Origin of the sequence: Pseudoalteromonas sp. SWXJ133 (assembly GCF_015864365.1) — a bacterium.
In the GTDB taxonomy this organism is placed as follows: Bacteria; Pseudomonadota; Gammaproteobacteria; order Enterobacterales; family Alteromonadaceae; genus Pseudoalteromonas; species Pseudoalteromonas arctica.
Window position 1 is genome coordinate 1 of the sequence record NZ_JADYXJ010000008.1, and the last position, 24,826, is coordinate 24,826.

At 39.6% G+C, this 24,826-nt stretch carries 23 protein-coding genes and 5 tRNA genes; 16 read left to right on the forward strand and 12 right to left on the reverse strand.

Annotated elements, in window-relative coordinates:
* Positions 1 to 197 precede the first annotated feature (197 nt).
* Entirely contained in the window at positions 198 to 797 is a 600-nt protein-coding gene (locus I6F40_RS07860) for a Yip1 family protein (protein WP_166376978.1), read from the reverse strand.
* Positions 798 to 1,003: 206 nt separating this feature from the next.
* Here I6F40_RS07860 and miaE point away from each other — a divergent pair, with 206 nt between their 5' ends.
* Positions 1,004 to 1,771 carry a tRNA isopentenyl-2-thiomethyl-A-37 hydroxylase MiaE gene (gene miaE, locus I6F40_RS07865; protein ID WP_197192717.1) on the forward strand — a complete coding sequence of 256 codons (768 nt, stop codon included), beginning with the start codon at positions 1,004 to 1,006 and terminating at the stop codon, positions 1,769 to 1,771.
* On the opposite strand, the gene I6F40_RS07870 is transcribed toward miaE, so the two are convergent.
* The 3 genes from I6F40_RS07870 to I6F40_RS07880 form a co-directional block, all read right to left on the reverse strand.
* Positions 1,768 to 2,553: a transporter substrate-binding domain-containing protein gene (locus tag I6F40_RS07870; RefSeq protein WP_197192718.1), complete on the reverse strand. Its 786-nt coding sequence runs from the start codon at positions 2,551 to 2,553 to the stop codon at positions 1,768 to 1,770. The two genes, miaE and I6F40_RS07870, sit on opposite strands and share 4 nt — an antisense overlap.
* Before the next feature lie 54 nt (positions 2,554 to 2,607).
* Positions 2,608 to 3,345, reverse strand: coding sequence for a UDP-2,3-diacylglucosamine diphosphatase (locus I6F40_RS07875; protein WP_197192719.1), 738 nt, complete (start codon positions 3,343 to 3,345; stop codon positions 2,608 to 2,610).
* Between the two features lie 87 nt (positions 3,346 to 3,432).
* A complete protein-coding gene (locus I6F40_RS07880) occupies positions 3,433 to 3,924 on the reverse strand; it encodes a peptidylprolyl isomerase (RefSeq protein WP_197118722.1) in 492 nt (163 codons plus the stop codon).
* A gap of 155 nt (positions 3,925 to 4,079) precedes the next feature.
* Between I6F40_RS07880 and cysS the strand changes: the two genes are divergently transcribed.
* The gene (cysS, locus tag I6F40_RS07885; RefSeq protein WP_197192720.1) at positions 4,080 to 5,459 is read left to right on the forward strand and encodes a cysteine--tRNA ligase; all 1,380 of its coding nucleotides are present in this window, start codon (positions 4,080 to 4,082) and stop codon (positions 5,457 to 5,459) included.
* 71 nt (positions 5,460 to 5,530) lie between these two features.
* Here the strand turns inward: cysS and folD are convergent, their stop codons facing one another.
* Positions 5,531 to 6,385, reverse strand: a complete 855-nt coding sequence (folD, locus tag I6F40_RS07890; protein ID WP_002958348.1) for a bifunctional methylenetetrahydrofolate dehydrogenase/methenyltetrahydrofolate cyclohydrolase FolD — start codon at positions 6,383 to 6,385, stop codon at positions 5,531 to 5,533.
* Between the two features lie 352 nt (positions 6,386 to 6,737).
* Here folD and I6F40_RS07895 point away from each other — a divergent pair.
* The 11 genes from I6F40_RS07895 to I6F40_RS07945 all read left to right on the forward strand — a co-directional run bounded on the left by I6F40_RS07895 (position 6,738) and on the right by I6F40_RS07945 (position 16,235).
* Positions 6,738 to 6,814, forward strand: a tRNA-Pro gene (locus I6F40_RS07895).
* A gap of 55 nt (positions 6,815 to 6,869) precedes the next feature.
* A tRNA-Arg gene (locus I6F40_RS07900) sits at positions 6,870 to 6,946 on the forward strand.
* Positions 6,947 to 6,969: 23 nt separating this feature from the next.
* Positions 6,970 to 7,045: transfer RNA gene (locus tag I6F40_RS07905), tRNA-His, on the forward strand.
* Positions 7,046 to 7,059: 14 nt separating this feature from the next.
* Positions 7,060 to 7,136: transfer RNA gene (locus tag I6F40_RS07910), tRNA-Pro, on the forward strand.
* A gap of 70 nt (positions 7,137 to 7,206) precedes the next feature.
* Positions 7,207 to 7,283, forward strand: a tRNA-Pro gene (locus I6F40_RS07915).
* A gap of 378 nt (positions 7,284 to 7,661) precedes the next feature.
* Positions 7,662 to 8,966 carry a trigger factor gene (tig, locus tag I6F40_RS07920; protein WP_197192721.1) on the forward strand — a complete coding sequence of 435 codons (1,305 nt, stop codon included), beginning with the start codon at positions 7,662 to 7,664 and terminating at the stop codon, positions 8,964 to 8,966.
* Positions 8,967 to 9,130: 164 nt separating this feature from the next.
* Entirely contained in the window at positions 9,131 to 9,748 is a 618-nt protein-coding gene (gene clpP, locus I6F40_RS07925) for an ATP-dependent Clp endopeptidase proteolytic subunit ClpP (protein ID WP_197192722.1), read from the forward strand.
* A gap of 135 nt (positions 9,749 to 9,883) precedes the next feature.
* Positions 9,884 to 11,167, forward strand: coding sequence for an ATP-dependent protease ATP-binding subunit ClpX (gene clpX / locus I6F40_RS07930; protein ID WP_166421484.1), 1,284 nt, complete (start codon positions 9,884 to 9,886; stop codon positions 11,165 to 11,167).
* Between the two features lie 151 nt (positions 11,168 to 11,318).
* Complete coding sequence (gene lon / locus I6F40_RS07935; RefSeq protein ID WP_197192723.1) at positions 11,319 to 13,688, forward strand: endopeptidase La; 2,370 nt, start codon at positions 11,319 to 11,321, stop codon at positions 13,686 to 13,688.
* A 183-nt stretch (positions 13,689 to 13,871) separates the two neighbouring features.
* Positions 13,872 to 14,162, forward strand: coding sequence for an HU family DNA-binding protein (locus I6F40_RS07940; RefSeq protein WP_157823336.1), 291 nt, complete (start codon positions 13,872 to 13,874; stop codon positions 14,160 to 14,162).
* A 171-nt stretch (positions 14,163 to 14,333) separates the two neighbouring features.
* Positions 14,334 to 16,235, forward strand: a complete 1,902-nt coding sequence (locus tag I6F40_RS07945) for a SurA N-terminal domain-containing protein (protein WP_197192724.1) — start codon at positions 14,334 to 14,336, stop codon at positions 16,233 to 16,235.
* A gap of 108 nt (positions 16,236 to 16,343) precedes the next feature.
* Here the strand turns inward: I6F40_RS07945 and I6F40_RS07950 are convergent, their stop codons facing one another.
* The 7 genes from I6F40_RS07950 to pspF all read right to left on the reverse strand — a co-directional run bounded on the left by I6F40_RS07950 (position 16,344) and on the right by pspF (position 23,276).
* Positions 16,344 to 16,835: a VOC family protein gene (locus I6F40_RS07950; protein ID WP_197192725.1), complete on the reverse strand. Its 492-nt coding sequence runs from the start codon at positions 16,833 to 16,835 to the stop codon at positions 16,344 to 16,346.
* A gap of 85 nt (positions 16,836 to 16,920) precedes the next feature.
* Positions 16,921 to 17,682: an ATP-binding cassette domain-containing protein gene (locus I6F40_RS07955; protein WP_024592758.1), complete on the reverse strand. Its 762-nt coding sequence runs from the start codon at positions 17,680 to 17,682 to the stop codon at positions 16,921 to 16,923.
* A complete protein-coding gene (locus I6F40_RS07960) occupies positions 17,682 to 18,674 on the reverse strand; it encodes a peptide ABC transporter ATP-binding protein (RefSeq protein WP_197192726.1) in 993 nt (330 codons plus the stop codon). The genes I6F40_RS07955 and I6F40_RS07960 overlap by 1 nt, the downstream gene beginning before the upstream one ends.
* Positions 18,675 to 19,568, reverse strand: a complete 894-nt coding sequence (locus I6F40_RS07965) for an ABC transporter permease subunit (protein ID WP_024592757.1) — start codon at positions 19,566 to 19,568, stop codon at positions 18,675 to 18,677. It lies immediately after the preceding gene.
* Positions 19,555 to 20,589 (reverse strand): ABC transporter permease, encoded by a 1,035-nt coding sequence (locus I6F40_RS07970; protein WP_007580956.1) that lies wholly within the window; start codon positions 20,587 to 20,589, stop codon positions 19,555 to 19,557. The genes I6F40_RS07965 and I6F40_RS07970 overlap by 14 nt, the downstream gene beginning before the upstream one ends.
* Positions 20,589 to 22,196 carry an ABC transporter substrate-binding protein gene (locus I6F40_RS07975; RefSeq protein ID WP_197192727.1) on the reverse strand — a complete coding sequence of 536 codons (1,608 nt, stop codon included), beginning with the start codon at positions 22,194 to 22,196 and terminating at the stop codon, positions 20,589 to 20,591. The genes I6F40_RS07970 and I6F40_RS07975 overlap by 1 nt, the downstream gene beginning before the upstream one ends.
* A gap of 15 nt (positions 22,197 to 22,211) precedes the next feature.
* Positions 22,212 to 23,276: a phage shock protein operon transcriptional activator gene (pspF, locus tag I6F40_RS07980; protein ID WP_197192728.1), complete on the reverse strand. Its 1,065-nt coding sequence runs from the start codon at positions 23,274 to 23,276 to the stop codon at positions 22,212 to 22,214.
* 186 nt (positions 23,277 to 23,462) lie between these two features.
* Between pspF and pspA the strand changes: the two genes are divergently transcribed.
* The 3 genes from pspA (at position 23,463) to pspC (ending at position 24,821) form a co-directional block, all read left to right on the forward strand.
* Positions 23,463 to 24,122 carry a phage shock protein PspA gene (pspA, locus tag I6F40_RS07985; protein ID WP_002958333.1) on the forward strand — a complete coding sequence of 220 codons (660 nt, stop codon included), beginning with the start codon at positions 23,463 to 23,465 and terminating at the stop codon, positions 24,120 to 24,122.
* A 67-nt stretch (positions 24,123 to 24,189) separates the two neighbouring features.
* Positions 24,190 to 24,423: an envelope stress response membrane protein PspB gene (gene pspB / locus I6F40_RS07990; protein WP_008168589.1), complete on the forward strand. Its 234-nt coding sequence runs from the start codon at positions 24,190 to 24,192 to the stop codon at positions 24,421 to 24,423.
* Positions 24,420 to 24,821 carry an envelope stress response membrane protein PspC gene (gene pspC, locus I6F40_RS07995; RefSeq protein WP_024590986.1) on the forward strand — a complete coding sequence of 134 codons (402 nt, stop codon included), beginning with the start codon at positions 24,420 to 24,422 and terminating at the stop codon, positions 24,819 to 24,821. Before pspB ends, pspC begins: the two co-directional genes overlap by 4 nt.
* Positions 24,822 to 24,826 lie beyond the last annotated feature (5 nt).

Consider the following 24,826-nt stretch of genomic DNA (forward strand, 5'->3'; position numbering starts at 1 on the left):
CTCAGTAGTAAGGTGTAATTCTTTAATAAATTCAGACATAAAAATAGGCCACAACTTCTGTTGTAGCCTATTATGAGCCCTTTGAAAGATCGTTCAATTAGCTTAAACGATCTGCATTAAGCTAATTAGCTCCTTTTTTGCGAAGGAAAGAAAGGGAACATTTCTATCAAACACGACTCATTATTAGGTAAACTTTATTAAGTAAACATTGGGCTAACAATCCCATTTGTCCAAAGCATAGCTGTTATAGCTAAAATAATAACCAGTAATATTAATCCACACGTTACTACCGAGCTGGCGTAAATAAAGCCACGCTCTTCTGGGATATGCATAAGTATTGGTACGCCGGTATATAGTAAATAGACCGAGTAAGCCAGTGCAATAATTCCAATACACACTACAAACCAAAGTACAGGCCAAAAAGCGGCGAGTGCCGACATAAACACTGGTGTTGCAGTATATGCTGCAAGTTCAAGTGTTTGTGTAAATGTAGGTTTAGACCCAAATGTAACCGCCATCCAATGGGCTAAATATGCCAATGCAAAAACACCCGCTATTAAAGCAAAATACATTGCACCTGCAATTAGCAGTGCACTATCGTGCGTTAAAAATACGGGATTGCCTGCACCTATACTCCATCCTAAATAAACAGATGAGTAGTAGCCCATTATTGAAGGAAATAAAGCAATCAGTAAAATATGCGACAAACTATAGGTTAAACTTTCATGGCGATTATCTATTGTTTGCCATTCTTCAAGTGGGTGAGCATAAATGCCCCAGAGGTGATTTAGTATCATAGTACTTACTCCATAAAAGGAACGTATTATTGTTTTGATTGGTTTATTTTTATACAGTCTATATACAGTTATGGTTCACTTATTTTGCAAAGTCAAGTTAACTCGCTATTAACATTTAGACGCAAAACAGGGCTTTGATTTATCCCAAGCAAAATTTCGTGTTAAAATAATGGTCTATCAAATTTATTTAGTAATGAGCAGTCAACGTGCCACATAGCCAACTTTTAGAGCCGATTAATAACTTTTTATTGTGTACCACCCCAGAGCAATGGGTGGAGCAAGCAATTAAAAAAGAAAACTTATCAGTCATTTTAATAGATCACTTAATTTGTGAATTAAAAGCAGCTCAAAGTGCGATGTTTTTAATACGTAAATACGCGGTAGATAAAGAGGGTAGTGATGCATTACTCGAGTGGCTAAAGCCATTTGAAACGCTTATTTACAAACGAGAAGGGAATTGGCGCGATCTGGCTGCTAAAAATAAGCTCACTAAATCAATAATTCCTAAATCGAGTTCTCCATACGGGCAAGGTCTAATCGATAAAATGGTTTTGCTGATAAAAGAAGAGCTGCATCATTTTTATCAAGTGCTCGAAATTATGGACGAGTACGGTGTTGAGTATCAAAGTATTAGACCATGTCGTTACGCAAAAGGCATGCTCCGTCATGTTAAAACGTTCGAGCCCGATGCATTAGTCGATAAGCTAATAGTAGGCGCTTATATTGAGGCGCGTTCGTGTGAGCGTTTTGCAAAGCTTGCACCGCATGTTGACAAACGTTTAGGTGATTTTTATATTTCGTTGTTACGTTCAGAAGCGCGTCATTACCAAGATTATTTAACTTTAGCGCAAGAAATTGCTGATTTTGATATTACCGAACGCGTAAACTTTTTTGGTGAAAAAGAAAAAGAGCTAATTTCGACAACCGATACTGATTTTAAATTTCACAGCGGTGTTCCAATAGCGCAAAGCTAATTTTCTTTTAAAAAATTAATATATTTTGTTATTTTCTGATTGCTGAAATTATGTTTTTTCATAATTTTAGCAATGCGTCCATTTTTAGTTATTATATCAATTCCTCTATCAAATTTTTGTAAGTATTCTTTGGCTCTATAATTTGATTTAGAGACAACTAAATATAGTTTATGAGAAGCAAGATCTGGCGATAAGTACTCAATATTATTATCATCTGAATCTTCGGTTTTAGTGTGTTCAAGCCAATAATTTCCAACCTCTTTAGTACCCGCGACTAAATCAATACGCCCTTGTTGTAGTAAATATAAGCTTGTAGGAAGGCTTTTTGTGGACGTTATTGCCAGCTCAGTATTTCTAGCAAACTCTTGGCTTACAACGGCATTGTCTTCTATACCAATACTATAAGGTGTTAATGATTGAACTGTACCATCGAAATTAATAACACTCTCTTTTCGTTTGAAAACTCCTGAGTGAGCCACTGCAAGTGGACGAGAGTAGTAAAAAATTTCATTTCTTCTTAATGAATAAAAAGCACCTAAAATAGCGGTTTTTCTGTTTTTTTCTAATAGCTTTAAAGCGCGGTCCCAGGTCGTAAACTCGGCTTCGCTATTAATACCTTGCGTTTTAAGAGCTGATTCGGCTATTTCATATAGCCAGCCATTACTAGGTAGGTTTTCGCTAAAATAGGGAGGGTAGTTTTCTGTAACAATTTGCCATGTTTGCTTGCTAAATACTTGTGTAGGAATGGTAATTACTACGATGAAAATTAACAGCTTAATCATTCAACCTCTCACTATTATTCATATATATAGATAAATAATAGTCAGAATTTTAAATTATGCGAAAGGCGTGCTAATTAATTCTTGTGATTGAGGGGTAACGACTAAATAAGAGCCTTGGGTATACCAGTCACCTAGCACTGTGCGAGTAAGTGTTTGTTCATTAACTTTATACGTATGAACATTAGGGCGGTGAGTATGACCATGAATCATATTCGTAACATTATGTTTGGCAAAGGTGGCAAGTACTGCCTCATCGACAACGTCTAAAATTTCGATAGGTTTATCAGCTTGGCTTAACTTACTTTTTTCGCGGGCATTACGCGCTATTTTTTTACGATACCAAAGCGGCATTGCAAGCATCAATTTTGGCCACCACCAACCACGGCTCTTTTTACGAAAATTTTGATATTCAGTGTCTTGAGTGCACATTTCGTCGCCATGTAAAATAACGGTAGGCGTGCCATATAAATCAATGACTGTTTGTTCATCGAGTAATGTCATTGCGGCCATGTCGGCATATTGCTTGCGCATAATGAAATCACGATTGCCATGTATAAAATAAACAGGTGTGCCATCATCATTAACGGCGCTTAAATGCTTTGCTACATCGGCACTCAGCTCTGTTATGTAGTCATCTCCAACCCATACTTCAAAAAAATCACCCAAAATATAAAGTGCATCTACATCTTTATTTAATATATGCGTATTCAAAAAGTCAAAAAATGCAGCACTAATGTCGGGGCGGTTTTCGCTTAGGTGTAAATCTGCAATAAAGTAAGTTTGGCGAGTCATAGGTCAGTCTATTCTAGTTTTAAAAAAACGGGCATATACTAATAGTACACACCCGCTTATATACTCACATAATATGAGTAAACGTTACTAGTTAACAGTAACGCTTTCGATGATCACATCTTCAAGAGGTACGTCTTGGTGAAAACCAGTACTACCTGTTGCAACTGCTTTAATCTTATTTACTACGTCCATGCCTTCTACTACTTCAGCAAAAACACAATAACCCCAACCTTGCGATGTTTCGCTGCTGTGGTTTAAAAAGTCGTTGTTGTTCACGTTAATGAAAAACTGTGCTGTAGCTGAATGAGGATCAGGTGTACGTGCCATAGCTAAAGTGCCTACTTTATTAGACAGGCCGTTATTAGCTTCATTCTGAATTGGGTCGTTTACGTCTTTTTGTTCCATACCTGGAACAAAACCACCGCCTTGAACCATAAAACCATCGATTACACGATGAAAGATAGTGCCGTTGAAAAAATCAGCATTTGCATACTCTAAAAAGTTTTTAACTGTGTTTGGAGCTTCTTTCTCAAACATTTTAATGGTGATGTCACCAAAATTAGTGTGTAGAACAACCATGTGTTTTCCTATATCCGGTTTAAATATTGGCGCTATTTTATCGTAGTTGGCTAAGATTAACAAAGTAGATGTTTGGTTTGTTATAAAGCGCTAGAGCAGGGGCTTTTCAAGTGGTAACATAACTGTTCAAGTAAATAGTCAAGGACTCAAAGTAAATGGTAAATATATACAACACACTCACGCGACAAAAAGAGCAATTTAAACCTATGGTCGAAGGAAAAATCGACATGTATGTGTGTGGTATCACCATTTATGATTACTGCCATATTGGACACGCTCGTACTTTTGTAGGTTTTGACGTAATTGTGCGCTACTTACGCCATATTGGTTACGATTTAAAATATGTACGTAACATTACAGATATCGACGATAAAATAATTAAACGTGCGAACGAAAATGGTGAGTCAATAAACGACTTAACTGTGCGCATGACTAAAGCGATGCATGAAGATTTTGATAGCCTAAATATGCTACGCCCAGATATTGAGCCAACAGTTACAAGCCATATGGATGAAATTATCGTTATGGTTAAGCGCTTGATTGAAAAAGGCCATGCCTATGTTGCAGCCGACGGCGATGTTTTGTTTGATGTATCAACGTTTGAGCAATACGGTGCACTTTCTCAGCAAGATTTAACGATGCTGCAATCAGGTTCTCGCGTTGAAGTGGCGCAAGATAAAGACGATCCACTTGATTTTGTGTTATGGAAAAAAGCAAAAGCAGGTGAACCATCATGGTCATCACCTTGGGGTGAAGGGCGTCCGGGTTGGCATATCGAATGTTCGGCAATGAGCTCAAAGCATCTAGGTGAACATTTTGATATTCACGGTGGGGGGTCTGATTTACAGTTTCCACATCATGAAAACGAAATTGCCCAATCGTGCTGTGCAAACAACGGCAAGTATGTAAATACATGGATACATACTGGCATGGTTCAAGTAAACAAAGAAAAAATGTCTAAGTCGTTAGATAACTTCTTTACAGTGCGTGAAGTTTTAAAAGCATACGATCCTGAATCTGTTCGTTACTTTTTAATTTCAGGTCATTACCGCAGCCAACTTAATTATTCACAAGAAAATTTAGACCAAGCGCGTTCATCACTTGAACGTATTTATACAGCGCTTCGTGATGTAGAACCTGTAGAGTGTGATTTAGAAGGCAATGAGTTTGTTGCTAAATTTAGAAAAGCAATGAATGACGACTTTAATACACCAGAAGCACTACCTGTGTTGTTCGAACTTGCTAAAGAGTTAAACCGCGTGAAAGACACTGATGCAGGTCAAGCTGGCAAATTAGCGTTTATACTGCGCAGCCTTGGTGAAGTGCTAGGGGTTGCTCAACAAGCACCGGAGGCTTTTTTACAAGGCGGACAAGATGACGATGAAGTTGCGACAATTGAAGCATTAATTGTAAAACGTAATGAAGCACGTGCGAGTAAAAACTGGGCTGCTGCTGATGAAGCACGTGATGCGCTTAATGCGTTAGGTGTAATACTTGAAGATTCAGCCGGTAAAACAACGTGGCGTAAAGCGTAAGCGTTTAAAATAATACACGTTAAACTAAAAAAGGGTTGCCAAATGGCAACCCTTTTTAATTTTTTAACAGCTTAGCTGTGATATTTCTCACACGCTTCAAGTGTGTTTTCAATTAAGCTAGCGACCGTCATCGGGCCAACGCCACCTGGTACAGGTGTAATAAAATGCGCTTTTTGTTCAGCCACACTGTATTGAACATCACCAACTAATTTACCCGTGTCTAAACGGTTAATACCTACATCGATGACTATAGCGCCTTCTTTTATCCAATCTCCAGGTATAAATTCAGGTTTACCTACAGCCACAACTAATAAGTCAGCGCGGCGAACATGCGTTTCTAAGTCTTGAGTAAACTTATGGCATACTGTGGTAGTACAACCCGCTAATAAAAGCTCTAGCGACATTGGACGACCAACAATATTTGACGCGCCAACGACAACTGCATGCATCCCTTTATAACGTACACCCGTTGAATCAAGTAATGTAATAATACCTTTAGGGGTACATGGGCGAAGGGCAGGCATACGCTGTGCTAATCGACCAATGTTATATGGATGAAATCCATCAACATCTTTATGTGGGGTAATGCGTTCTAAAATCTTTTCAGCATCAAGACCTTTTGGCAGTGGTAACTGCACTAAAATTCCATCAACTTCGGCATCATTATTTAGCTCGTCAATTAAATCTAAAAGAGTTTGCTCTTGCGTGTCTGCTGGTAAATCAAATGATTTGGAGATAAAACCTACTTCTTCACAGGCTTTACGTTTTGAACCAACATAAACTTGGCTTGCTGGATCAAGTCCTACAAGTACTACAGCAAGTCCTGGTGCACGTAAACCATTTGCTACACGTTCACTTACGCGTTCTGCTACAGCGCTACGTACTTGTTTTGCGATTGCCTTACCATCAATGATGTTTGCCGTCATGGGTGACCTTTAATTGGGGTTAATTAACTAGATACCGATACTCTAAAAACGAATGCATAATAAAATAGGGGTAAAAATGCTAATAAAGAAAACATACTCTTTATTTAACTCGTTTTATAATGTGCCTACTATTTTCGCAGAAAAGCATAGCAGCGCCAAGTTGCTTTTAATGTATATAACATTTGAGTTATTAAATAGTTTAAATTTCAGCCTACTATTGTAATATTTAACCATTGTGCACTAAAAATGAGCACTTGATTGGTTTTATAAAAAAAACGTTTGACCTAACCCCGTCAAATCACTATTATGCACCCCGTTGTCAACGAGGTCACTCGCTAACAATAATAAGTTTCGGCGATTAGCGCAGTTTGGTAGCGCACTTGGTTTGGGTCCAAGGGGTCGCAGGTTCAAATCCTGCATCGCCGACCATTTTTATAATTTATTATAATCGAATAGCTTATTGGTAAACTATGAAGTTTTCGATGCGCCCATAGCTCAGCTGGATAGAGCAACGCCCTTCTAAGGCGTGGGTCGAAGGTTCGAATCCTTCTGGGTGCACCATTTGAAAACATGTAAATATAGCGGTGATTGTAGCTCAGTTGGTAGAGCCCCGGATTGTGATTCCGGTTGTCGTGGGTTCGAGCCCCATCAGTCACCCCATTTACAACGAATATCGGCGATTAGCGCAGTTTGGTAGCGCACTTGGTTTGGGTCCAAGGGGTCGCAGGTTCAAATCCTGCATCGCCGACCATTTTCTTAAAATGGTCTTAAACTCTCAGTTTAAGTGTTCAGTATGAAAAAAGAAGTTAATTCTTCAATGTCGGCGATTAGCGCAGTTTGGTAGCGCACTTGGTTTGGGTCCAAGGGGTCGCAGGTTCAAATCCTGCATCGCCGACCATTTTCTTATCTAATAAGAATAATAAGTAAACTCCTCTAAGTTATAAATCTAAATTCGTTAACCTATAATTTTATTAAATAATTTGTACATTATTCTATTCAATGCTCAGTTAGCCTGTTTTTTATTCAGTTAGCCTCTATAGTCCCTTATCTAGTCCAAATAATTGCCCCCTATACTCGACTATCATAAATATTAGGTTATAATGCCGCGTCTATTGTTTAACATAGTGCCCGAAGGGCAAAGCAGCAATGGTATCTCATGGTAGCGACGGATGCTTTTAAGTGTGAAAAACCGCTTAAACTTTATCAAGACTCATGCAGATCACTTTGTTTGTAAAGGAAGGCGAACAGTCGCCAAAATTGAATATTGAGGTAAATCATGCAAGTTTCTGTTGAGACGACCCAAGGCCTTGAGCGCCGTATAACTATCACCGTTCCTTCAGAGAACGTTGAGACCGAAGTAAAAAAACGCCTACAACAACTGTCAAAAACACAGCGTATAGATGGTTTCCGTGCTGGTAAAGTTCCAGTATCTGTAATTAACAAGCGCTTTGGCCCTGCAGTTCGTCAAGAAGTTGCTGGCGAAGTAATGCAACGTAATTTTTACGAAGCAATTGTTTCTGAAAAAATTAACCCAGCTGGCGCGCCTACATTCGCTCCTAAATCACTTGAAGCTGGTAAAGATTTAGAATTCTCAGCAACATTTGAAGTTTACCCTGAAGTTGAAGTTCAAGGTTTAGACAAAATTACTGTTGAAAAACCAGCGGTAACAGTAACTGACGAAGATTTAGCTAACATGCTAGAAACACTTCGTAAGCAACATGCAGCGTGGGCTGATGTTGATACAGCTGCTGGCGAAAACGACCGTGTAACAGTTGATTTCGTGGGTACTATCGACGGTGAAGTATTTGAAGGCGGCAAAGCTGAAGACTTCCCATTAGAACTTGGCCAAGGTCGTATGATCCCAGGTTTTGAAGATAACATCGTAGGTAAAAAAGCAGGCGAAGAAGTAGTTGCTGATGTAACTTTCCCTGATGATTACCACGCTGAAAACTTAAAAGGTAAAGCGGCTCAATTCACTATCACAGTGAAAAAAGTTGAAGCGCAAGAATTACCAGAATTAAGCGAAGAGTTTGCAACTAAATTCGGTGTTACCGAAGGCGGCGTAGACGCGCTTAAAGAAGAAGTTAAAAAGAATATGACACGTGAGCTAGACCAAGCGGTTAAAGCAAGCGTTAAAGACCAAGCAATCAAAGGTCTTTTAGCTAACAACGAAATCGAAGTGCCTAAAGCACTTGTTGATCAAGAAGTTGATGCTCTACGTCAGCAAGCAGCTCAACGTTTTGGTGGCGACGCTCAAAACATGCCTGAGCTTCCAGCTGAATTGTTCCACGAGCAAGCTGTAACACGTGTTAAAACTGGCCTTTTATTAGGTGAAGTGATTAAAGCTAACGAGATTAAAGTTGATGACGCTAAAGTTGAAGCATTAATCGCAACGGTAGCTTCTGCATACGAAGATCCAACTGAAGTAGTAGAATACTACAAAGGTAATGATCAACTTATGCAGCAAATGCGTAATGTAGCAATGGAAGAGCAAGCTGTTGAAGCTATTTTAGCTAAAGCAACTGTAACTGATGTTGAAAAAGCATTTGATGACATCATGAATCCACAGCAAGGTGCTTAATAAGTCATTGACTTAAGCTCTCGCTAACGATTAAATGGCTCGTGTTACTCTGTTTATACAGCGTGCCCGGGCCATTTTAGTTTTTGGCTCTAAATTTGCGAAAAACGATAACTATGCTTCCTTATAATAAGGATAAGTATAAGCGCATAAGGAATTAAATAAGTATGAATACTGGTATTACAGATCCCCTAAATGCATTGGTCCCAATGGTTGTTGAACAAACACCAAAAGGCGAGCGCTCGTATGATATTTATTCGAGATTATTAAAAGAGCGTATTATCTTTTTAACAGGTCAAGTTGAAGACAACATGGCAAATCTGATCTTAGCGCAAATGCTATTTTTAGAATCAGAAAATCCTGATAAAGATATCTTTTTATACATCAACTCACCAGGTGGTTCAGTAACTGCGGGCATGGCTATTTACGACACAATGAACTTCATCAAACCAGATGTAAGTACAATATGTGTAGGTCAAGCTGCAAGCATGGGTGCTTTTTTACTTACTGCTGGCGCTAAAGGTAAGCGTTTTTGCCTACCAAACTCACGTGTGATGATTCACCAACCATTAGGTGGTTTCCAAGGTCAAGCATCTGACTTTGAAATACACGCTAAAGAAATTCTGTCTATTAAAGATAAGCTTAATCGCTTGATGTCTGAGCATACAGGTCAACCATTAGATATTATCTCTAAAGACACAGATCGTGATAACTTTATGAGTGCCACGCAAGCTGTAGATTACGGCTTGGTAGACTCTGTATTTACAAATCGCGACAAAAAGTAAGCGCTTGGTGAGCAGGATTGCCTGTTTGCCACTTTGAGTTACTATGCGAAAACCAATAAATTTTGGTATAGTTAAAGCGTATTGAAATAGCCGCCAACAGTTTTGGTGGCCAACGTAATAAAATGAGGTAGCTGAATGTCTGACACTCCTACAGACGGCGACAAAAGTAATAAATTGTTATACTGCTCTTTTTGTGGCAAAAGCCAACATGAAGTGCGTAAATTAATTGCAGGCCCTTCAGTATACGTTTGTGATGAATGTGTAGAGTTGTGTAACGATATTATCAGGGAAGAGATCAAAGACATTGCTCCTAAGCATGATACGTCTGACAAACTACCTGTACCAAAAGAAATTCGTAAACACTTAGACGATTACGTTATTGGTCAAGATCATGCTAAAAAAGTATTGTCTGTTGCCGTTTATAACCATTATAAACGCCTACGTAACCAATCGACTAAGCAAGACATTGAATTAAGTAAAAGTAATATTTTGCTTATCGGTCCAACAGGTAGTGGTAAAACATTACTTGCAGAAACGTTAGCGCGTCTACTTGATGTGCCGTTTACTATGGCCGATGCTACTACATTAACCGAAGCAGGTTATGTAGGTGAAGATGTTGAAAACATCATTCAAAAGCTTTTACAAAAGTGCGATTACGATGTTGAAAAAGCGCAACGCGGTATTGTCTACATTGATGAAATTGACAAAATTTCTCGTAAATCAGATAACCCGTCAATTACACGTGATGTATCGGGCGAGGGCGTTCAACAGGCGCTACTTAAACTGATTGAAGGCACCGTTGCTTCGGTTCCACCGCAAGGTGGTCGTAAACATCCACAACAAGAGTTTTTACAAGTAGATACATCTAAAATCTTGTTTATTTGTGGTGGTGCATTTTCAGGCCTAGATAAAGTAATTGAGCAACGCAGCCATAAAAATACCGGTATCGGTTTTGGCGTTAGCGTAAAAGAATCTGCGGCGAGCCGTTCTTTAAGTGATACATTTAAAGACGTAGAACCAGAAGATTTAGTTAAATACGGCTTGATTCCTGAGTTTATAGGTCGTTTACCAGTGGTTGCAACATTAACTGAACTTGATGAAGCGGCACTGATACAAATATTAAGCGAACCTAAAAACGCGATTACTAAACAGTTTTCAGTATTGTTTGGTATGGAAGACGTTGAACTTGAGTTCCGCGATGATGCCTTAGCTGCAATTGCACACAAAGCAATGGAGCGTAAAACAGGTGCACGTGGTCTTCGTTCAATCGTTGAAGGTGTATTGCTTGATACTATGTACGAGCTTCCTTCAATGGATGACGTAAGCAAAGTGGTTATTGATGAAACCGTTATTAAAGGTGAGTCAGACCCAATCTTGATTTATGAAAATAATAAACAAGATAAAGCCGCATCAGAATAGTTTTTAAGCTATTTGAATGAAAAAAGGAGCCTTAGGCTCCTTTTTTTATAATTAATTTAATCGAGTAAGGGAAAATTGTTGAACTTTAATTAGGTTATCCCCATATACTTGAGTAATCTTTAAAATAAATGAAGTGCGAAGAGAAACTATAATGACGCTTGAGAGAACCGACCGAGTCGAAATCCCAGTCCTAGCACTGCGCGATGTTGTGGTATACCCGCACATGGTGATCCCGCTTTTTGTAGGCCGTGAAAAATCAATAAAATGCCTAGAAGCGGCAATGGACAAAGACAAACAAATTTTCTTGGTTGCACAAAAAGATGCAACTGTAGATGAACCAGAACAAGATGATATTTATCGTATCGGGACTATTGCCACTGTACTTCAGTTATTAAAATTACCAGACGGTACAGTAAAAGTTTTAGTGGAAGGTACACAGCGCGCGCAAATTGAAGACTTTGTTGATAACGATGACTTCTTTGTAGCTAATGCTCAATTTATTGAATCTGATTTAATTGATGAGCAAGAGCAAGATGTATTTATTCGCAGCGCGATTAGCCAGTTTGAAGGCTATGTAAAGCTTAATAAAAAAATTCCACCTGAGGTACTAACTTCAGTTTCAGGTATCGATGAGCCTGCGCGCTTAGCCGATACAATGGCTGCACACATGCCATTAAAAGTACCTGAAAAGCAAAAAGTGCTAGAAATTTCAAGCGTGACAGAACGTCTTGAATATTTAATGGCATTAATGGAAGGCGAAATAGACTTATTACAAGTTGAGAAGAAAATTCGTACCCGCGTTAAAAAGCAGATGGAAAAATCTCAACGCGAGTATTACCTCAACGAGCAAATGAAAGCCATTCAAAAAGAGCTTGGTGAACTTGACGATGTACCTGACGAATTTGAAGCACTTAAAAAGCGCATAGAAGAATCAGGTATGCCAACAGAAGCACAAGAAAAAGCGACCACAGAGCTTAATAAGCTTAAAATGATGTCGCCAATGTCTGCAGAAGCTACCGTAGTGCGCTCATACATCGACACGTTAATTAATGTGCCATGGAAAAAACGCTCTAAAGTGAAGAAAGACTTAGCAGGCGCACAAAAAATCCTTGATAGCGATCATCATGGCTTAGATAAAGTTAAAGAACGTATTTTAGAGTACCTCGCGGTACAACAGCGTACTAATAAGCTTAAAGGGCCAATTTTGTGTTTAGTGGGCCCACCAGGTGTCGGTAAAACGTCATTAGGTCAGTCTATTGCGCGTTCGACTGGTCGTAAATATATTCGTATGGCGCTTGGCGGCGTACGCGATGAAGCTGAAATTCGTGGGCATCGTCGTACTTATATCGGTTCTATGCCAGGTAAGCTAATTCAAAACATGACTAAAGTGGGCGTTAAAAATCCACTGTTCTTGTTAGATGAAATCGACAAAATGTCATCAGACATGCGTGGCGACCCAGCATCAGCACTATTAGAAGTGCTTGATCCTGAGCAAAACAGTCACTTTGCAGATCACTACCTTGAAGTTGATTACGATTTATCTGATGTTATGTTTGTAGCTACATCAAATAGCTTTAATATTCCTGGTCCACTATTGGATCGTATGGAAGTTATTCGCTTATCGGGTTACACCGAAGATGAAAAGCTAAACATTGCAAAAGAACACTTAATCACCAAGCAAGTTAAGCGCAATGGCTTAAAAGAGCATGAGATTGAAATTGATGATAGTGCAATTATTGGCATTATTCGTTACTACACGCGTGAAGCGGGTGTACGTAATTTAGAGCGCGAAATTTCAAAATTATGCCGTAAAGCAGTTAAAAATATCTTAATTGAAAAAGACACTAAAACAGTAACTATCAATCAAGATAACCTAGAAGACTTTTTAGGTGTACAACGCTTTGACTATGGTAAAGCTGAAGATGGCGACCGCATTGGTCAAGTTACAGGCTTAGCATGGACAGAAGTTGGCGGTGATTTGCTAACAATCGAATGTGCAGCTGTACCAGGTAAAGGCAAGTTAACTTATACCGGTTCACTGGGCGATGTAATGCAAGAGTCGATTCAAGCGGCAATGACGGTAGTACGTAATCGTGCAGATACATTTCGTATTAATAGCGACTTTTACGAAAAACGTGACATTCACGTACACGTACCTGAGGGCGCTACACCAAAAGATGGTCCAAGTGCGGGCGCAGCAATGGTAACGGGTCTTGTATCTAGTTTAACAGGTAATCCTGTACGAGCAGATGTTGCAATGACCGGTGAAATTACGCTACGTGGTGAAGTACTTCCTATTGGTGGCTTAAAAGAGAAATTATTGGCAGCGCATCGTGGTGGAATTAAAACAGTCATCATTCCAAAAATTAACGAACGTGACTTAAAAGAGATCCCAGAAAACGTACTGGCAGGCTTGGATATTCACCCAGTTACTTGGATTGACGAGGTGTTAAAGCTTGCTTTAGTGCATCCTGTTGAGAGTTTTTCGGTCGAAACACCTAAAAACCAAGAAAAAAGCTAAAAAAAGTGCTTTTTAGGGCTTTTCAAATCTAAACGGTATGATAAGTTAAGCACTGGTTTTCAAGCCTAGCCCTTATGGGGCGTAGGCTTAAGAAAAATATAATCATGTGAGCATTAAAAGTTTGCTCTAAAATTTTCAAAACAGTGATGTTAGTTTAAAAAACCATCGCTCTTGATAATAACAATGAAAGAGGATGATATTGTGAATAAATCTCAATTAATCGATCAAATCGCAGCTGATGCTGACATTTCTAAAGCGGCTGCAGGTCGTGCACTAGATTCATTCATCGAATCTGTATCTGGCGCGCTAAAAGAAGGCGACTCAGTTGCACTTGTTGGTTTTGGCACTTTCTCAGTACGTGACCGTGCTGCACGTTCAGGCCGTAACCCGCAAACTGGTGAAACAATCCAAATTGCTGCTGCAACAATTCCAGCTTTTAAAGCCGGTAAAGCGCTTAAAGACGCAGTAAACTAATCACTGTTTTAAACACATTAGTTATGGCGAGTGTAAAGTTACTGATTCACCACAACAGATGAATTAAGTAACTTTTCCGCCAGTTACTTCAAGTGAAAAAGCGTATCTGGTAAGATACGCTTTTTTTACATGTGACAAGGTAAAATACCTTGATCAAAAAGAGATAAACAAATGCTTGAGAAAATCAGAGAAGGTTCGCAAGGACCTGTAGCCAAAATAATTTTAGGCGCGGTGATTTTATCTTTTGCCTTAGCAGGGATCGGTAGTTACTTAGGTCAAACCACAGAACAACCCGTTGCTGAAGTAAATGGAATTAAAATTAGTCAAACCGATTTTAACCGTGCTTATCAAAATGAACGTAGCCGTTTAGAGCAACAATTTGGTGAATACTTTACACAAATTGCTGCTGATCCAAATTACATGGCGCAAATTCGCCAAGGTGTAGTTGACCGCTTAGTACAACAAGAATTGCAATCACAGCTAGCGGCTGATTTAGGCCTTCGCGTAAGCGATGAAAGTGTACGTAAAACAATTTTAGAACTACCGTACTTTCAAATTGGTGAAAAGTTTAATAACGATCGTTACTTACAAGTAATTCGTCAAATGAACTTTCAACCAGATGCTTTTCGTGAATACTTACGTAAAGATATGACACGCAGCCAAGTAGTATCGGCTGTTGCAGGTACAGACTTTGCACTAGAGAGCGAGCTTAAAAGCGCAATTGCTCTACAGCAGCAAACTCGTAGTATTGATTATGTAGTGGTAAACAAAGAGGCGCTTGCCGCGAACGTTGAAGTATCAGATCAAGAAGTGTCTGATTACTACGACCTAAATGCATCACAATTTTTGTCTCCAGAGCTTATCTCAGTAAGTTACATTGAGCTTAAAGCAACAGATATTAATGTTGAATCGGTAACCGAGGATGACGTTAAAGCGTATTACGAGCAAAATAAAGCACAATACGTTGAGCCAGAAAAACGTCGCGTATCACATATCTTAATTGATAACAGTGAAGACGATGATGCAGCAAAAGAAAAAGCCAATGCACTTCATGCACAACTAGAGCAAGGTGCAGACTTTGCTGAGTTAGCACAATCATCATCTGACGATATCGTTAGTGGCGAAATGGGCGGCGACCTTGAATGGATTGAACGTGACGTAATGGACCCTGCATTTGAAGATGCGACTTTCGCACTGCAAAACAAAGGTGACATTTCTGAGGTTGTTGCTTCTGAGTTTGGTTATCACATAATTAAACTTACAGACATTCAACCACAACAAGTTAAAGCGTATGACGATGTTAAAGCTGACTTACGTGCTGAATTAGAACAAGCTGAAAAAGTAGATGCGTTTTACGAAAAGCAAACAGAAATGGGCGCACTTGCATTTGAAATTTCAGACCGCTTAGACGACGCTGCAGAAGTTGCTGAAGTGGAAGTTAAATCTACACCTCTTTTAGCACTTAATGCTCTACCAGAGCCTTTAAACAGCCCTGCAGTTGTAACAGCACTAACATCAGTTGATTTACTTGAAGATAAAGTAAACTCTGAAGTGATTGAGCTTGGTGAGGAGCATGCAATTATTGTTCGTATTAACGAGCATAAACCTGCTGCTACTAAAGCGCTGGATGAAGTAAGCGAGCAAATTAAAGCGCGTTTAGTTAATGAAAAATCGTCTGAGCTTGCTAAAGAAAAAGCGCGTAGCTTATTTGCAGAAGTACAAGCAGGTAAGAGCTTAAACGATGTAGCAAACGAGCAAAGCTTGACGGTTCGTCAAGAAGCGCAGTTAACACGTCAAAGCTACACTGTTTCACCTGCTATTGTGACTCAAGCATTTAAAATGGCTCACCCTGCAGGTTCTGCGGTAGTTGAGCTTGTTAATTTAAATAATGGTGATGCAGCAATTGTTGCGCTTAAGTCGGTAACAGATGCACAAGTTGCAGCTAATATTGACCCTCAAGCAAAACAAAGCATTACTATGGCGCAAGCTAATAAAAACTACATGGTATTTATTGAAGCGCTTAAAGCCAATGCTGAACTTAACTTACCAACGTCTACACAAACTGTTGAATAATTAATTTTAGCTCATAAAGAAAGGCGCTTTTAAAGCGCCTTTTTTATTGTCTTAAATAAAGTTGGTATATTACCAATTCGCTTAATTAAGTATTATTGCAGGTTGGTATTAATTACCTCTGGCAATAAACTCAATTCGATTGCCGCTAGGCTCTCTTATCATCATATGTTGGGTTGGACCTTTACCTAAGTTTTCTGGTGCAAACTCTATAATAATATTATTTTGCATTTTTAAGTGTGTATGTAGCTCGCTTAACTTTTTGATACTTTCTACACTGAGTGCTAAATGGTGTAAGCCCACATTTTCTGCTCGATTAAACTCCACACGTTTTTCATCATTTTTTACGCGCCATAATGTAATGGTTATTTTATTGTTTGATAAAAAATAAGCGGGGTAGGTTGGATCACTTCCTAGCTTTTTAAAACCAAGTACATCAGTAAAAAATGCTTTGGATGCATTTAAGTTTGATACGGTTAAACCTAAATGATCAACGCCACCAACCCAACTTTTAGAGGTAGAGTTTTCGTCAGCTATTGAGGTTGTTGATAGCAGTAGTAACGCTAATGATGAGATGCCTGTGAGTAATGTTTTTTTTAGCATAGATCCTCTTTATGGTTTTAGTTGTTAAATTGCGCATTTAACAAAGACCTTCATAAAGGAGATTACATTACACGCTAGGCTGCGTTTAGCAGCTAAGTAATCGCTGCGTTACTTTTGATTGGGGGTTTTGAAAAACATCTTCAGTAGGGCCGTATTCAACTACTTCGCCTTTATCGAGTACAACCACATAATCACTGATGTGGCGCACTAGACTTAAATGATGGGTGATCATCACATACGTAAGGCCTGTGTCGCGCTGCAGCTTAAGTAATAAATTCACTATTTGCGCGCGTATAGAAGGGTCTAAAGACGAAACGGCTTCATCAAGCACAATTACCTTAGGATCTAAAATTAATGCACGAGAAAACGCAACACGCTGTAGTTGCCCCACACTAAACATATGCGGGTAGTAGTGTTTATGATCGATTAACAAACCCACCTTTGAAAGTGTTGCATCAATCTTTTCAGTCCGTTCACTAGCATCAAGCACAGTATTATATTGCAGGCAATCATCAAGCATTTCGCCAATGGTTAATCCCGGGTTGAGCGATGCAGCTGAATCTTGAAAGATCATACGAATATGGCGACATTGATTATCGCGTACGCCATTGTTTTCAATGATATTATTTTCGAGCAAAATTTGCCCGCTATCAGCACTGTCAGCCCCTGAAAGTAGTTTTGCTAACGTACTTTTACCTGCGCCTGTTTCACCAATTATTGCAATACTTTCGCCTTTACCTACAGAAAACGAAATATTCTTAAGTACTTCAAATTTTTTACGCGAAAAAAGTCCATCTCGCACATTGAATGTTTTTGATAGTGCTTGTACTTTTAGCAGCGGCTGCATTATTTCATGTCCTTAATTAACGGAAAATGGCAGGCATAACTATGGCCATGATGCTTAGTAAGGGTAGGTGTTACCACACAGGCTTTTTGTGCTTGCGGGCAGCGTGGCCCGAGACGGCAGCCAATAGGCAAGTGCTGTAGGGTAGGAATCGTCCCTTTAAGTGCATAAAAAGGTTCTTTATGCGCTAAACCTTGTTCGTAGTCTGGCAGGCTTTTTAATAATGCTTGTGTATAAGGATGGCGAGGCCGTTTAAATATTTCGTGGGTTGGGCCTGCTTCAACCATTTGCCCGCAGTATAAAACATGAATGCCATGCGACCAATGTGCAATTTCTTCAAGTTCATGAGAAATCATCAAAATAGACATATTTTTAAGCTGATTTAAACTTTTTAATAACCTAAATACTTGTGCGCGAGTTGTACTATCAAGCGCTGTAGTTGGCTCATCAGCTATTAATAATTTAGGGGTGCGGGCAATGGCCATCGCAATCATTACTTTTTGACATACGCCTTCTGAGAGCTCATGAGGGTAACTACTTAGTACCGCTTCGTGGTTTTTAATACCCACCTTATGAATAAGCGCTTTTACTCTGTCTTTTCTCTCGCGGTTGCGTTTTAGAAAGAAACCTTTAGTTGCGACCTTTGGGAGTGTTTCGGCAATTTGGTCAAATATTTTAGCGGTTGGGTCAAGGCACCGACTTGGGTCTTGATAAATCATCGCTATATCTTGGCTTACTATTTTACGGCGTTTCTCTGGGCTTAAACGCATTAGGTCTACGCCGCGCCAATGAATACGATCGGCAGTAATGTCCCAGCGTTCGTTCAATACACCAATAATCGCTTTTGCTATTAGGCTTTTACCAGAGCCAGACTCGCCCACAAGCGCATGTACTTCGCCTTCTTTTAAGCTAAAGCTCACTCTGTCTACGGCTCTAATTACAGTTTCAGAGGTACGTAGTTCAATTGTTAAGTTACGAACATCGAGTAATTGCATTTAATCAGCCTTACGTGCTTTTAGCACTTGTCGCAGGCCATCGCCTACTAAATTAGTAGATAACACGGCTAAAAATAACAGTACACCAGGTAGCGCTACAGTCCACGGCGCTAAATAAATAAGGCCTAGGTTTTCGGCTAATATTGCGCCCCATTCGGTCGTTGGTGGCTGAGCCCCTAATTTTAAAAATCCCAGTGCTGAAATATCTAATATAGCGGTAGAAAGCGCCATCGTGAATATAACCACAATATGCTCATAAATATTAGGGAAAATACCGCGCGATATAATATGCCAATTAGACGCACCATCGAGTCTAAACGCAGTAATGTAATCTTTACTTAATTCATCAACAATCAGGTTACGCACTGAGTGAATAAACTGCGGCAGTAACGCTAAAATAATTGCCCATACGGTATTCATTAAACCCGGGCCGAGTATGGCGATTATTATTATTGCCAATAACAAAGAAGGGATAGAAAGCGTTATATCAAGCAAGTGATTTAAAAAGCTTGAACGCAGCCCTTTACTAATCCCTGCAAAAGTACCCACTAATACACCAAAAATAGTCGTGATCAGGGCAGCTACGACAGAAAGACCAAATGTATACGTAGCACCATTCATTAAGCGCGAGAGTACATCACGGCCTAAATCATCGGTACCTAAAAGAAAGCGTACATCGCCCATTTCTCGCCACGATGGCGGAATAAGCAGTGCATCACTGTGTTGTTGGTTTACACCATACGGGGCTAAAAAAGGAGCGGTGGCGGCTAATAGTGCAAACGCCATAAATATCCATAAACCAACCAAAGCAGGGTGGTTATTTTTAAACTTTCGCCAAAATCGCGCTAATGGCGATTTATTCGACTCTTCAGAAAATAAATTAAACTTTGCCATGGGCCTGATTCCGCGAGAGTGGATCGAATAAAGTGTAAGTAAGCTCAGCTGTAATAGAGGCTAAAATAACAAATAAAGATACTGCCATTAATCCGCCTTGAATTGCAGGAAAGTCACGCTGATAGATACTATCGATTAACCACCGGCCAATACCCGGCCACGAAAAAATGACTTCGGTAATCATAGCAAGCGTTATTAGCGTACTAAATTGCAAACCAATTTGCTTAATTACCGGCAGTAATGCATTACGCAGTGCATGGTGCATGATAAGTTGACGGCGGTTAAGGCCTTTTGCCCTAGCTGTTTTAATAAAGTTTTGATCCATAACCTTAAGCATAGACTCGCGAGTAAAGCGCACTAATACAGTGGTTGGATACATGGCCAGAACAATAGTAGGAAGTGTTAAATGGCGCAGCGCATCAACGAAAGCCATTCCTTTATATGGAAAGCCAGCCAGTGCAATATCAATTAAAATAAAACCAGTACTGGCGGGTATTTCGTAAAGCAGCCCCATTCTTCCTGACATAGGAAACCAGCCAAGCTTTAATGAAAAAACCATTATTAATAACAATGCGAGCCAAAATACAGGCATTGAATAACCCACCATAGTGGTAGAGTTTATAAGCTTGTCGGGCCAACGTTTATGATAGCCAGAGCCTAAAATGCCAGTCGGTACACCAATAACAACCGATACAATTAATGCGTATACGCTTAGCTCTAAAGTAGCCGGTAGCAAATCAACAATATGGCTAAACACACTATTACCAGAGGCAAACGAAAGCCCCCAATCACCCTGAAATATTCGCCCTAAAAAGGCAATGTATTGCATAAAGTAATTGCTGTTATATAAATATTTGTCTTCAAGCTCACTATGCTGTGCAAAGTTACTACTTGGTATGCCGCTTAAATTACTTAGCGGATCACCGGGAAATAAATACGCCAGTGAAAACGTAAATACGCTGAGCATCAGTATCATAAAAAAGAACAAACCAAGGCGACGTAAAATATAATCTAAGATCATTATTTCTTCCTCGCATTGGCAAGCGAAATAGCGCCAAATGGGCCAAGTGTTATGCCTTCCACGTCGGCGCTACTCGCTTGAAAGCGCAGGCCATGAGCAATAGGTAATAGCGGCAGCTCTTGAATAATTAAGCTTTGTGCGTCTTCGTAGTATTTTTTACGTTTGTTTAAATCAGTGGTGTCTAGTGCTTGAGTAAGCAATAAGTCAAATTGGGGATTACACCAGTTTGCTGGGTTTTTACCACTAAAAGTAGCGGTACAACTCAGCAGTGGGCTAAAAAAGTTATCAGGATCGGGTGTATCTGCGGCCCAACCAAGTAATACACTGTCGTGCCTATGCTCGCCAATACGTTGAATAAACGTGTTCCACTCATATTCTACAATGCTTACATTAACGCCCACTTTGCGTAAATCACTTTGCATAAGCTCAGCCATTTTTCGCGCGTTAGGGTTATAAATACGACTCACAGGCATAGCCCATATCGTCATATCAAAGCCATCAGGTAAGCCAGCTTCAATTAGTAACTTTTTAGCAAGTTCTGGATCAAACGTAGGTATATCTTCTTGTGGCTCAAACGCCCAAGAGGTTGGCGGCAAAATAGATTGTGCGCGAGTACCGTTACCGTAATAAACCGCCTGCATTATTTTATCTACATCTATTGCATGTGCGAGTGCTTGGCGTACACGCAAGTCGTCAAACGGGGCACGTTCTGTATTAAACGCCCAATAACCTATATTTAAGTTCGTTTCTTTTTCAACGTTTATATCATCACGTTGCGCTAAAATACTTAATTGCGCACTACTTGGATGAGCCGTTACATCGCACTCTTTAGTCAACATTTTTGCTATACGCGTAGTGCCGTTAGGGGTTATGTCGTAAACCAATTGTTCAAGTGCAACGTCGTGCTTCCAATAAAGTGGATTACGGTAAAAGCGTACAAGGTGATCTCGGCGGTATTCTTTATAAATATATGGGCCGGTGCCAATAGGGTACTGATCAAATAAGTTTTCTTCGTTCTTTTTCTTAAGTTCCATGGCGTATTCTTCTGAAAGCACCACGGCAAAGTCGGTCGCCATATTAGCTAAAAAGCTGCTTTCAGGATTAAACAGTTCAAAACGCACTTGGTAGTCAGACACACGCACAATTTTACGAATAAGTTGATCAATTCCCACACTTTGAAAATACGGGTAATTAGCATCGCCCACAAAGTGATATGGATTGTATACATCGAATAGTCGGCTAAAGGTGAATATAACGTCGTCGGCGTTAAAATCCCGCGATGGGGTAAAATAAGAAGTTGTATGAAACTTTACATCTTTACGCAAGGTAAAGGTAACAGATTTACCATCTTTACTAATTTTCCAATCGGTTGCTAACTCACTTTGAAATTCTGCCGTAACAGGGTCAATGCTAATTAAACGGTCGTATAATTGGTTAGCAATTATATCAATAGTTGAACCGGTGGTCGTGACTTGCGGATTAAACGACACAGGGTTAGCTTCAGCGCAATAAACTAAGCCTTGGTTTTTTTCTTCTATGACTTCTTCTTTGCTATCAAGGCAACCAACTAAAGTGGTGGCAAGCAAAACAAGTAATAATTTATGCACCCGCATAACCTCTGACTATTGTTGATCCAACAAGTTGTATTTTTTAAGATAACCACGTAATTGATGATACGTTAAACCAAGTACTTCTGCAGTTTTCTTTTGATTAAATTGGCTATGTTCGAGCGCTTTATTAATCATGTTTATTTCAAAGTCGTTAGAACGCTCTTTTAAGCTGCACGGAAATTGAATATCAACGGATGAATCATTGCTTGTTTGAGTAATCGGCGGCGCAACAACAATAGGCTCGGCATTAACAGTTTGAGCCGCTATAGATGCTTTAATGCGCGCTTTTGGTCTAAATGGGCTATCGAATGGGTCTAAAATAATCTGGTGAACGGGGATATGTTCACTACCGTGGCGATATAAACTGCGTTCAACCACATTTTTAAGTTCACGAATATTACCAGGCCAATCATAACTAAGCAGTGTTTCTGTTGCGCTTCGGGTAAAACCGCTAAACAGTTCCCACTCTAAATCGCGTGCCATATTCATCGCAAACTGCTCAGCAAGAAGCATAATATCGTCTTGACGCTCGCGCAGTGGTGGCAGGGTAATTACATCAAAGGCAAGGCGATCGAGTAAGTCACTTCTAAATTCACCTTGCTCAGCTAAATAAGGAAGATCTTCGTTTGTAGCACACACTAAGCGTGTATCTACTTTTACAGTTTGTTTGCCGCCAACACGTTCAAACTCACCGTATTCTATAACGCGCAGCAGTTTTTCTTGTACCATAGCTGAGGTATTAGCTAATTCATCTAAAAACAGTGTGCCGCTGTTGGCGCGTTCAAAACGACCTTCGTGGCGTTTACTTGCCCCCGTAAAGGCACCGCTTTCGTGGCCAAATAATTCACTTTCGAGAAGGTTTTCGTTAAGCGCTGCACAGTTAAGTTTTACGTAGTTCTGCTCCCAACGCTTTGATAAAAAGTGTAAGCGTGCTGCTATTAGCTCTTTACCTGTGCCGCGTTCACCAATAATAAGTACCGGTTTATCTAAATTAGCCAGTTGCGATACCTGATCTAATACAGACAGAAAGCTATCTGATTGGCCGAGTAAATTATCCTGTTGGCGATATTGGCTCATATTTCCTAACTCTTGGTCATTTTTACTAACAGTTAGTGTATTTCATAAGTAGGGATAACTAAAGAAATTTGTATATTTAGTTTAACGTAATGAAAATAAAGTGTATTTTAGCTTTTAAAAAGTTGGCAAGCATATTGATACTAGTTATAGCAGACTAACTACGTTTTAATTACAGAGGTAAATGTTATGGGAATTTTTTCACGTTTTGCAGATATTGTTAATTCTAATATCAACGCCATTTTAGATAAAGCAGAAGACCCAGAAAAAATGGTTCGTCTGATTATTCAAGAAATGGAAGATACGCTTGTTGAAGTACGTTCTACATCAGCTAAAACATTGGCTGAGAAAAAAGAAATTGTACGCCGCTTAGATACGCTTAAAGCACAGGTAAGTGATTGGCAAGATAAAGCCGAACTGGCTTTAAGTAAAGACCGCGACGATTTAGCGCGTTCAGCCCTGCTTGAAAAGCAAAAGTCGGCAGATGCCGTTGCTTCAGTCGCTAGTGAACTTGAACATGTAGAGTCTCATATCGAGAAACTACAGCAAGAAGTAACGACACTACAAGAAAAGCTAGCAGATGCGAAATCACGTCAAAAAGCAATTATACTTCGCCAACGTTCGGCTGAGTCGCGCCTTGAAGTGAAAAAGACACTTGATAGCTCAAAAGTAGAAGACGCACTTAATCGCTTTGAACGTTACGAAACTAAAATTGATGGACTAGAATCTCAAATTGAGTCTTACGATTTAGGTAAAAAGACGTTAGCGGACGAAATTGCTAATCTACAAAAAAATGAAAAGATAGATGATGAGCTAGCCGAACTTAAAAAGAAGCTAGCTGATAAATAATTTATAAAGGGGCACTTAAAGTGCCCCACTGCTTAAAAACATCAAAACGGATTGTCAGGAGAGAATTATGTTTGATTCAGATGTAATAATTGTTCCATTTGTTATGTTTATGATTTTTGTTGCCCCGCTGTGGCTAATTTTGCACTACCGTAGCAAAAAACAAGTAAGCCAAGGTTTAAGTGAACACGAACATCGCCAGTTACTTGAGCTTGCACATAAAGCTGAAAAAATGGCAGACAGGGTTGAAACACTTGAAGCATTGCTTGATCAAGAGTCACCACAATGGAGACGCAAAGTATGAGTGCCAAACGTGAATTATTAAGAGACCCACAACGCGGTAAAATAGCCGGAGTATGTGCGGGATTAAGTGACTACTTTAATATGGAGTTATGGTTAGTTCGCATTATATTTGTTAGTGCGGTACTGCTAACGGGTGGCCCATTATTTGTGGTAGCGTATATTGCAGCCTGGTTCATTTTAGATAAAAAAGAGCCCGCAACAGCGCAAACTAAAAGCTCAACTAAACATGACGATCCGCTAGAAGTAAAATTTAAAGTATGGCAAAAAGGCGAGCCGCCGCGCCGCGCATTGCAAGACTTAAAAGAGCGTTTAACGCGTGTAGATACTCGCCTTCAAGATATGGAGCGCCATGTAACCTCAAGCGAGTTTACGGTGAGCCGTGAAATTAACAAACTTTAAAGGAT

Excerpts from the sequence above, each read along its gene's own strand:
- clpP (WP_197192722.1), top strand. The coding sequence starts at position 9,131 with ATGAATACTGGTATTACAGATCCCCTAAATGCATTGGTCCCAATGGTT.
- I6F40_RS07945 (WP_197192724.1), top strand. The coding sequence starts at position 14,334 with ATGCTTGAGAAAATCAGAGAAGGTTCGCAAGGACCTGTAGCCAAAATA.
- clpX (WP_166421484.1), top strand. The coding sequence starts at position 9,884 with ATGTCTGACACTCCTACAGACGGCGACAAAAGTAATAAATTGTTATAC.
- I6F40_RS07860 (WP_166376978.1), bottom strand. The coding sequence starts at position 797 with ATGATACTAAATCACCTCTGGGGCATTTATGCTCACCCACTTGAAGAA.
- I6F40_RS07965 (WP_024592757.1), bottom strand. The coding sequence starts at position 19,568 with ATGGCAAAGTTTAATTTATTTTCTGAAGAGTCGAATAAATCGCCATTA.
- pspB (WP_008168589.1), top strand. The coding sequence starts at position 24,190 with ATGTTTGATTCAGATGTAATAATTGTTCCATTTGTTATGTTTATGATT.
- I6F40_RS07960 (WP_197192726.1), bottom strand. The coding sequence starts at position 18,674 with ATGCAATTACTCGATGTTCGTAACTTAACAATTGAACTACGTACCTCT.
- lon (WP_197192723.1), top strand. The coding sequence starts at position 11,319 with ATGACGCTTGAGAGAACCGACCGAGTCGAAATCCCAGTCCTAGCACTG.
- I6F40_RS07870 (WP_197192718.1), bottom strand. The coding sequence starts at position 2,553 with ATGATTAAGCTGTTAATTTTCATCGTAGTAATTACCATTCCTACACAA.
- pspA (WP_002958333.1), top strand. The coding sequence starts at position 23,463 with ATGGGAATTTTTTCACGTTTTGCAGATATTGTTAATTCTAATATCAAC.
- I6F40_RS07955 (WP_024592758.1), bottom strand. The coding sequence starts at position 17,682 with ATGCAGCCGCTGCTAAAAGTACAAGCACTATCAAAAACATTCAATGTG.
- pspC (WP_024590986.1), top strand. The coding sequence starts at position 24,420 with ATGAGTGCCAAACGTGAATTATTAAGAGACCCACAACGCGGTAAAATA.
- I6F40_RS07880 (WP_197118722.1), bottom strand. The coding sequence starts at position 3,924 with ATGGTTGTTCTACACACTAATTTTGGTGACATCACCATTAAAATGTTT.
- I6F40_RS07875 (WP_197192719.1), bottom strand. The coding sequence starts at position 3,345 with ATGACTCGCCAAACTTACTTTATTGCAGATTTACACCTAAGCGAAAAC.
- tig (WP_197192721.1), top strand. The coding sequence starts at position 7,662 with ATGCAAGTTTCTGTTGAGACGACCCAAGGCCTTGAGCGCCGTATAACT.
- cysS (WP_197192720.1), top strand. The coding sequence starts at position 4,080 with ATGGTAAATATATACAACACACTCACGCGACAAAAAGAGCAATTTAAA.
- I6F40_RS07970 (WP_007580956.1), bottom strand. The coding sequence starts at position 20,589 with ATGATCTTAGATTATATTTTACGTCGCCTTGGTTTGTTCTTTTTTATG.
- folD (WP_002958348.1), bottom strand. The coding sequence starts at position 6,385 with ATGACGGCAAACATCATTGATGGTAAGGCAATCGCAAAACAAGTACGT.
- pspF (WP_197192728.1), bottom strand. The coding sequence starts at position 23,276 with ATGAGCCAATATCGCCAACAGGATAATTTACTCGGCCAATCAGATAGC.
- I6F40_RS07950 (WP_197192725.1), bottom strand. The coding sequence starts at position 16,835 with ATGCTAAAAAAAACATTACTCACAGGCATCTCATCATTAGCGTTACTA.
- I6F40_RS07940 (WP_157823336.1), top strand. The coding sequence starts at position 13,872 with ATGAAAGAGGATGATATTGTGAATAAATCTCAATTAATCGATCAAATC.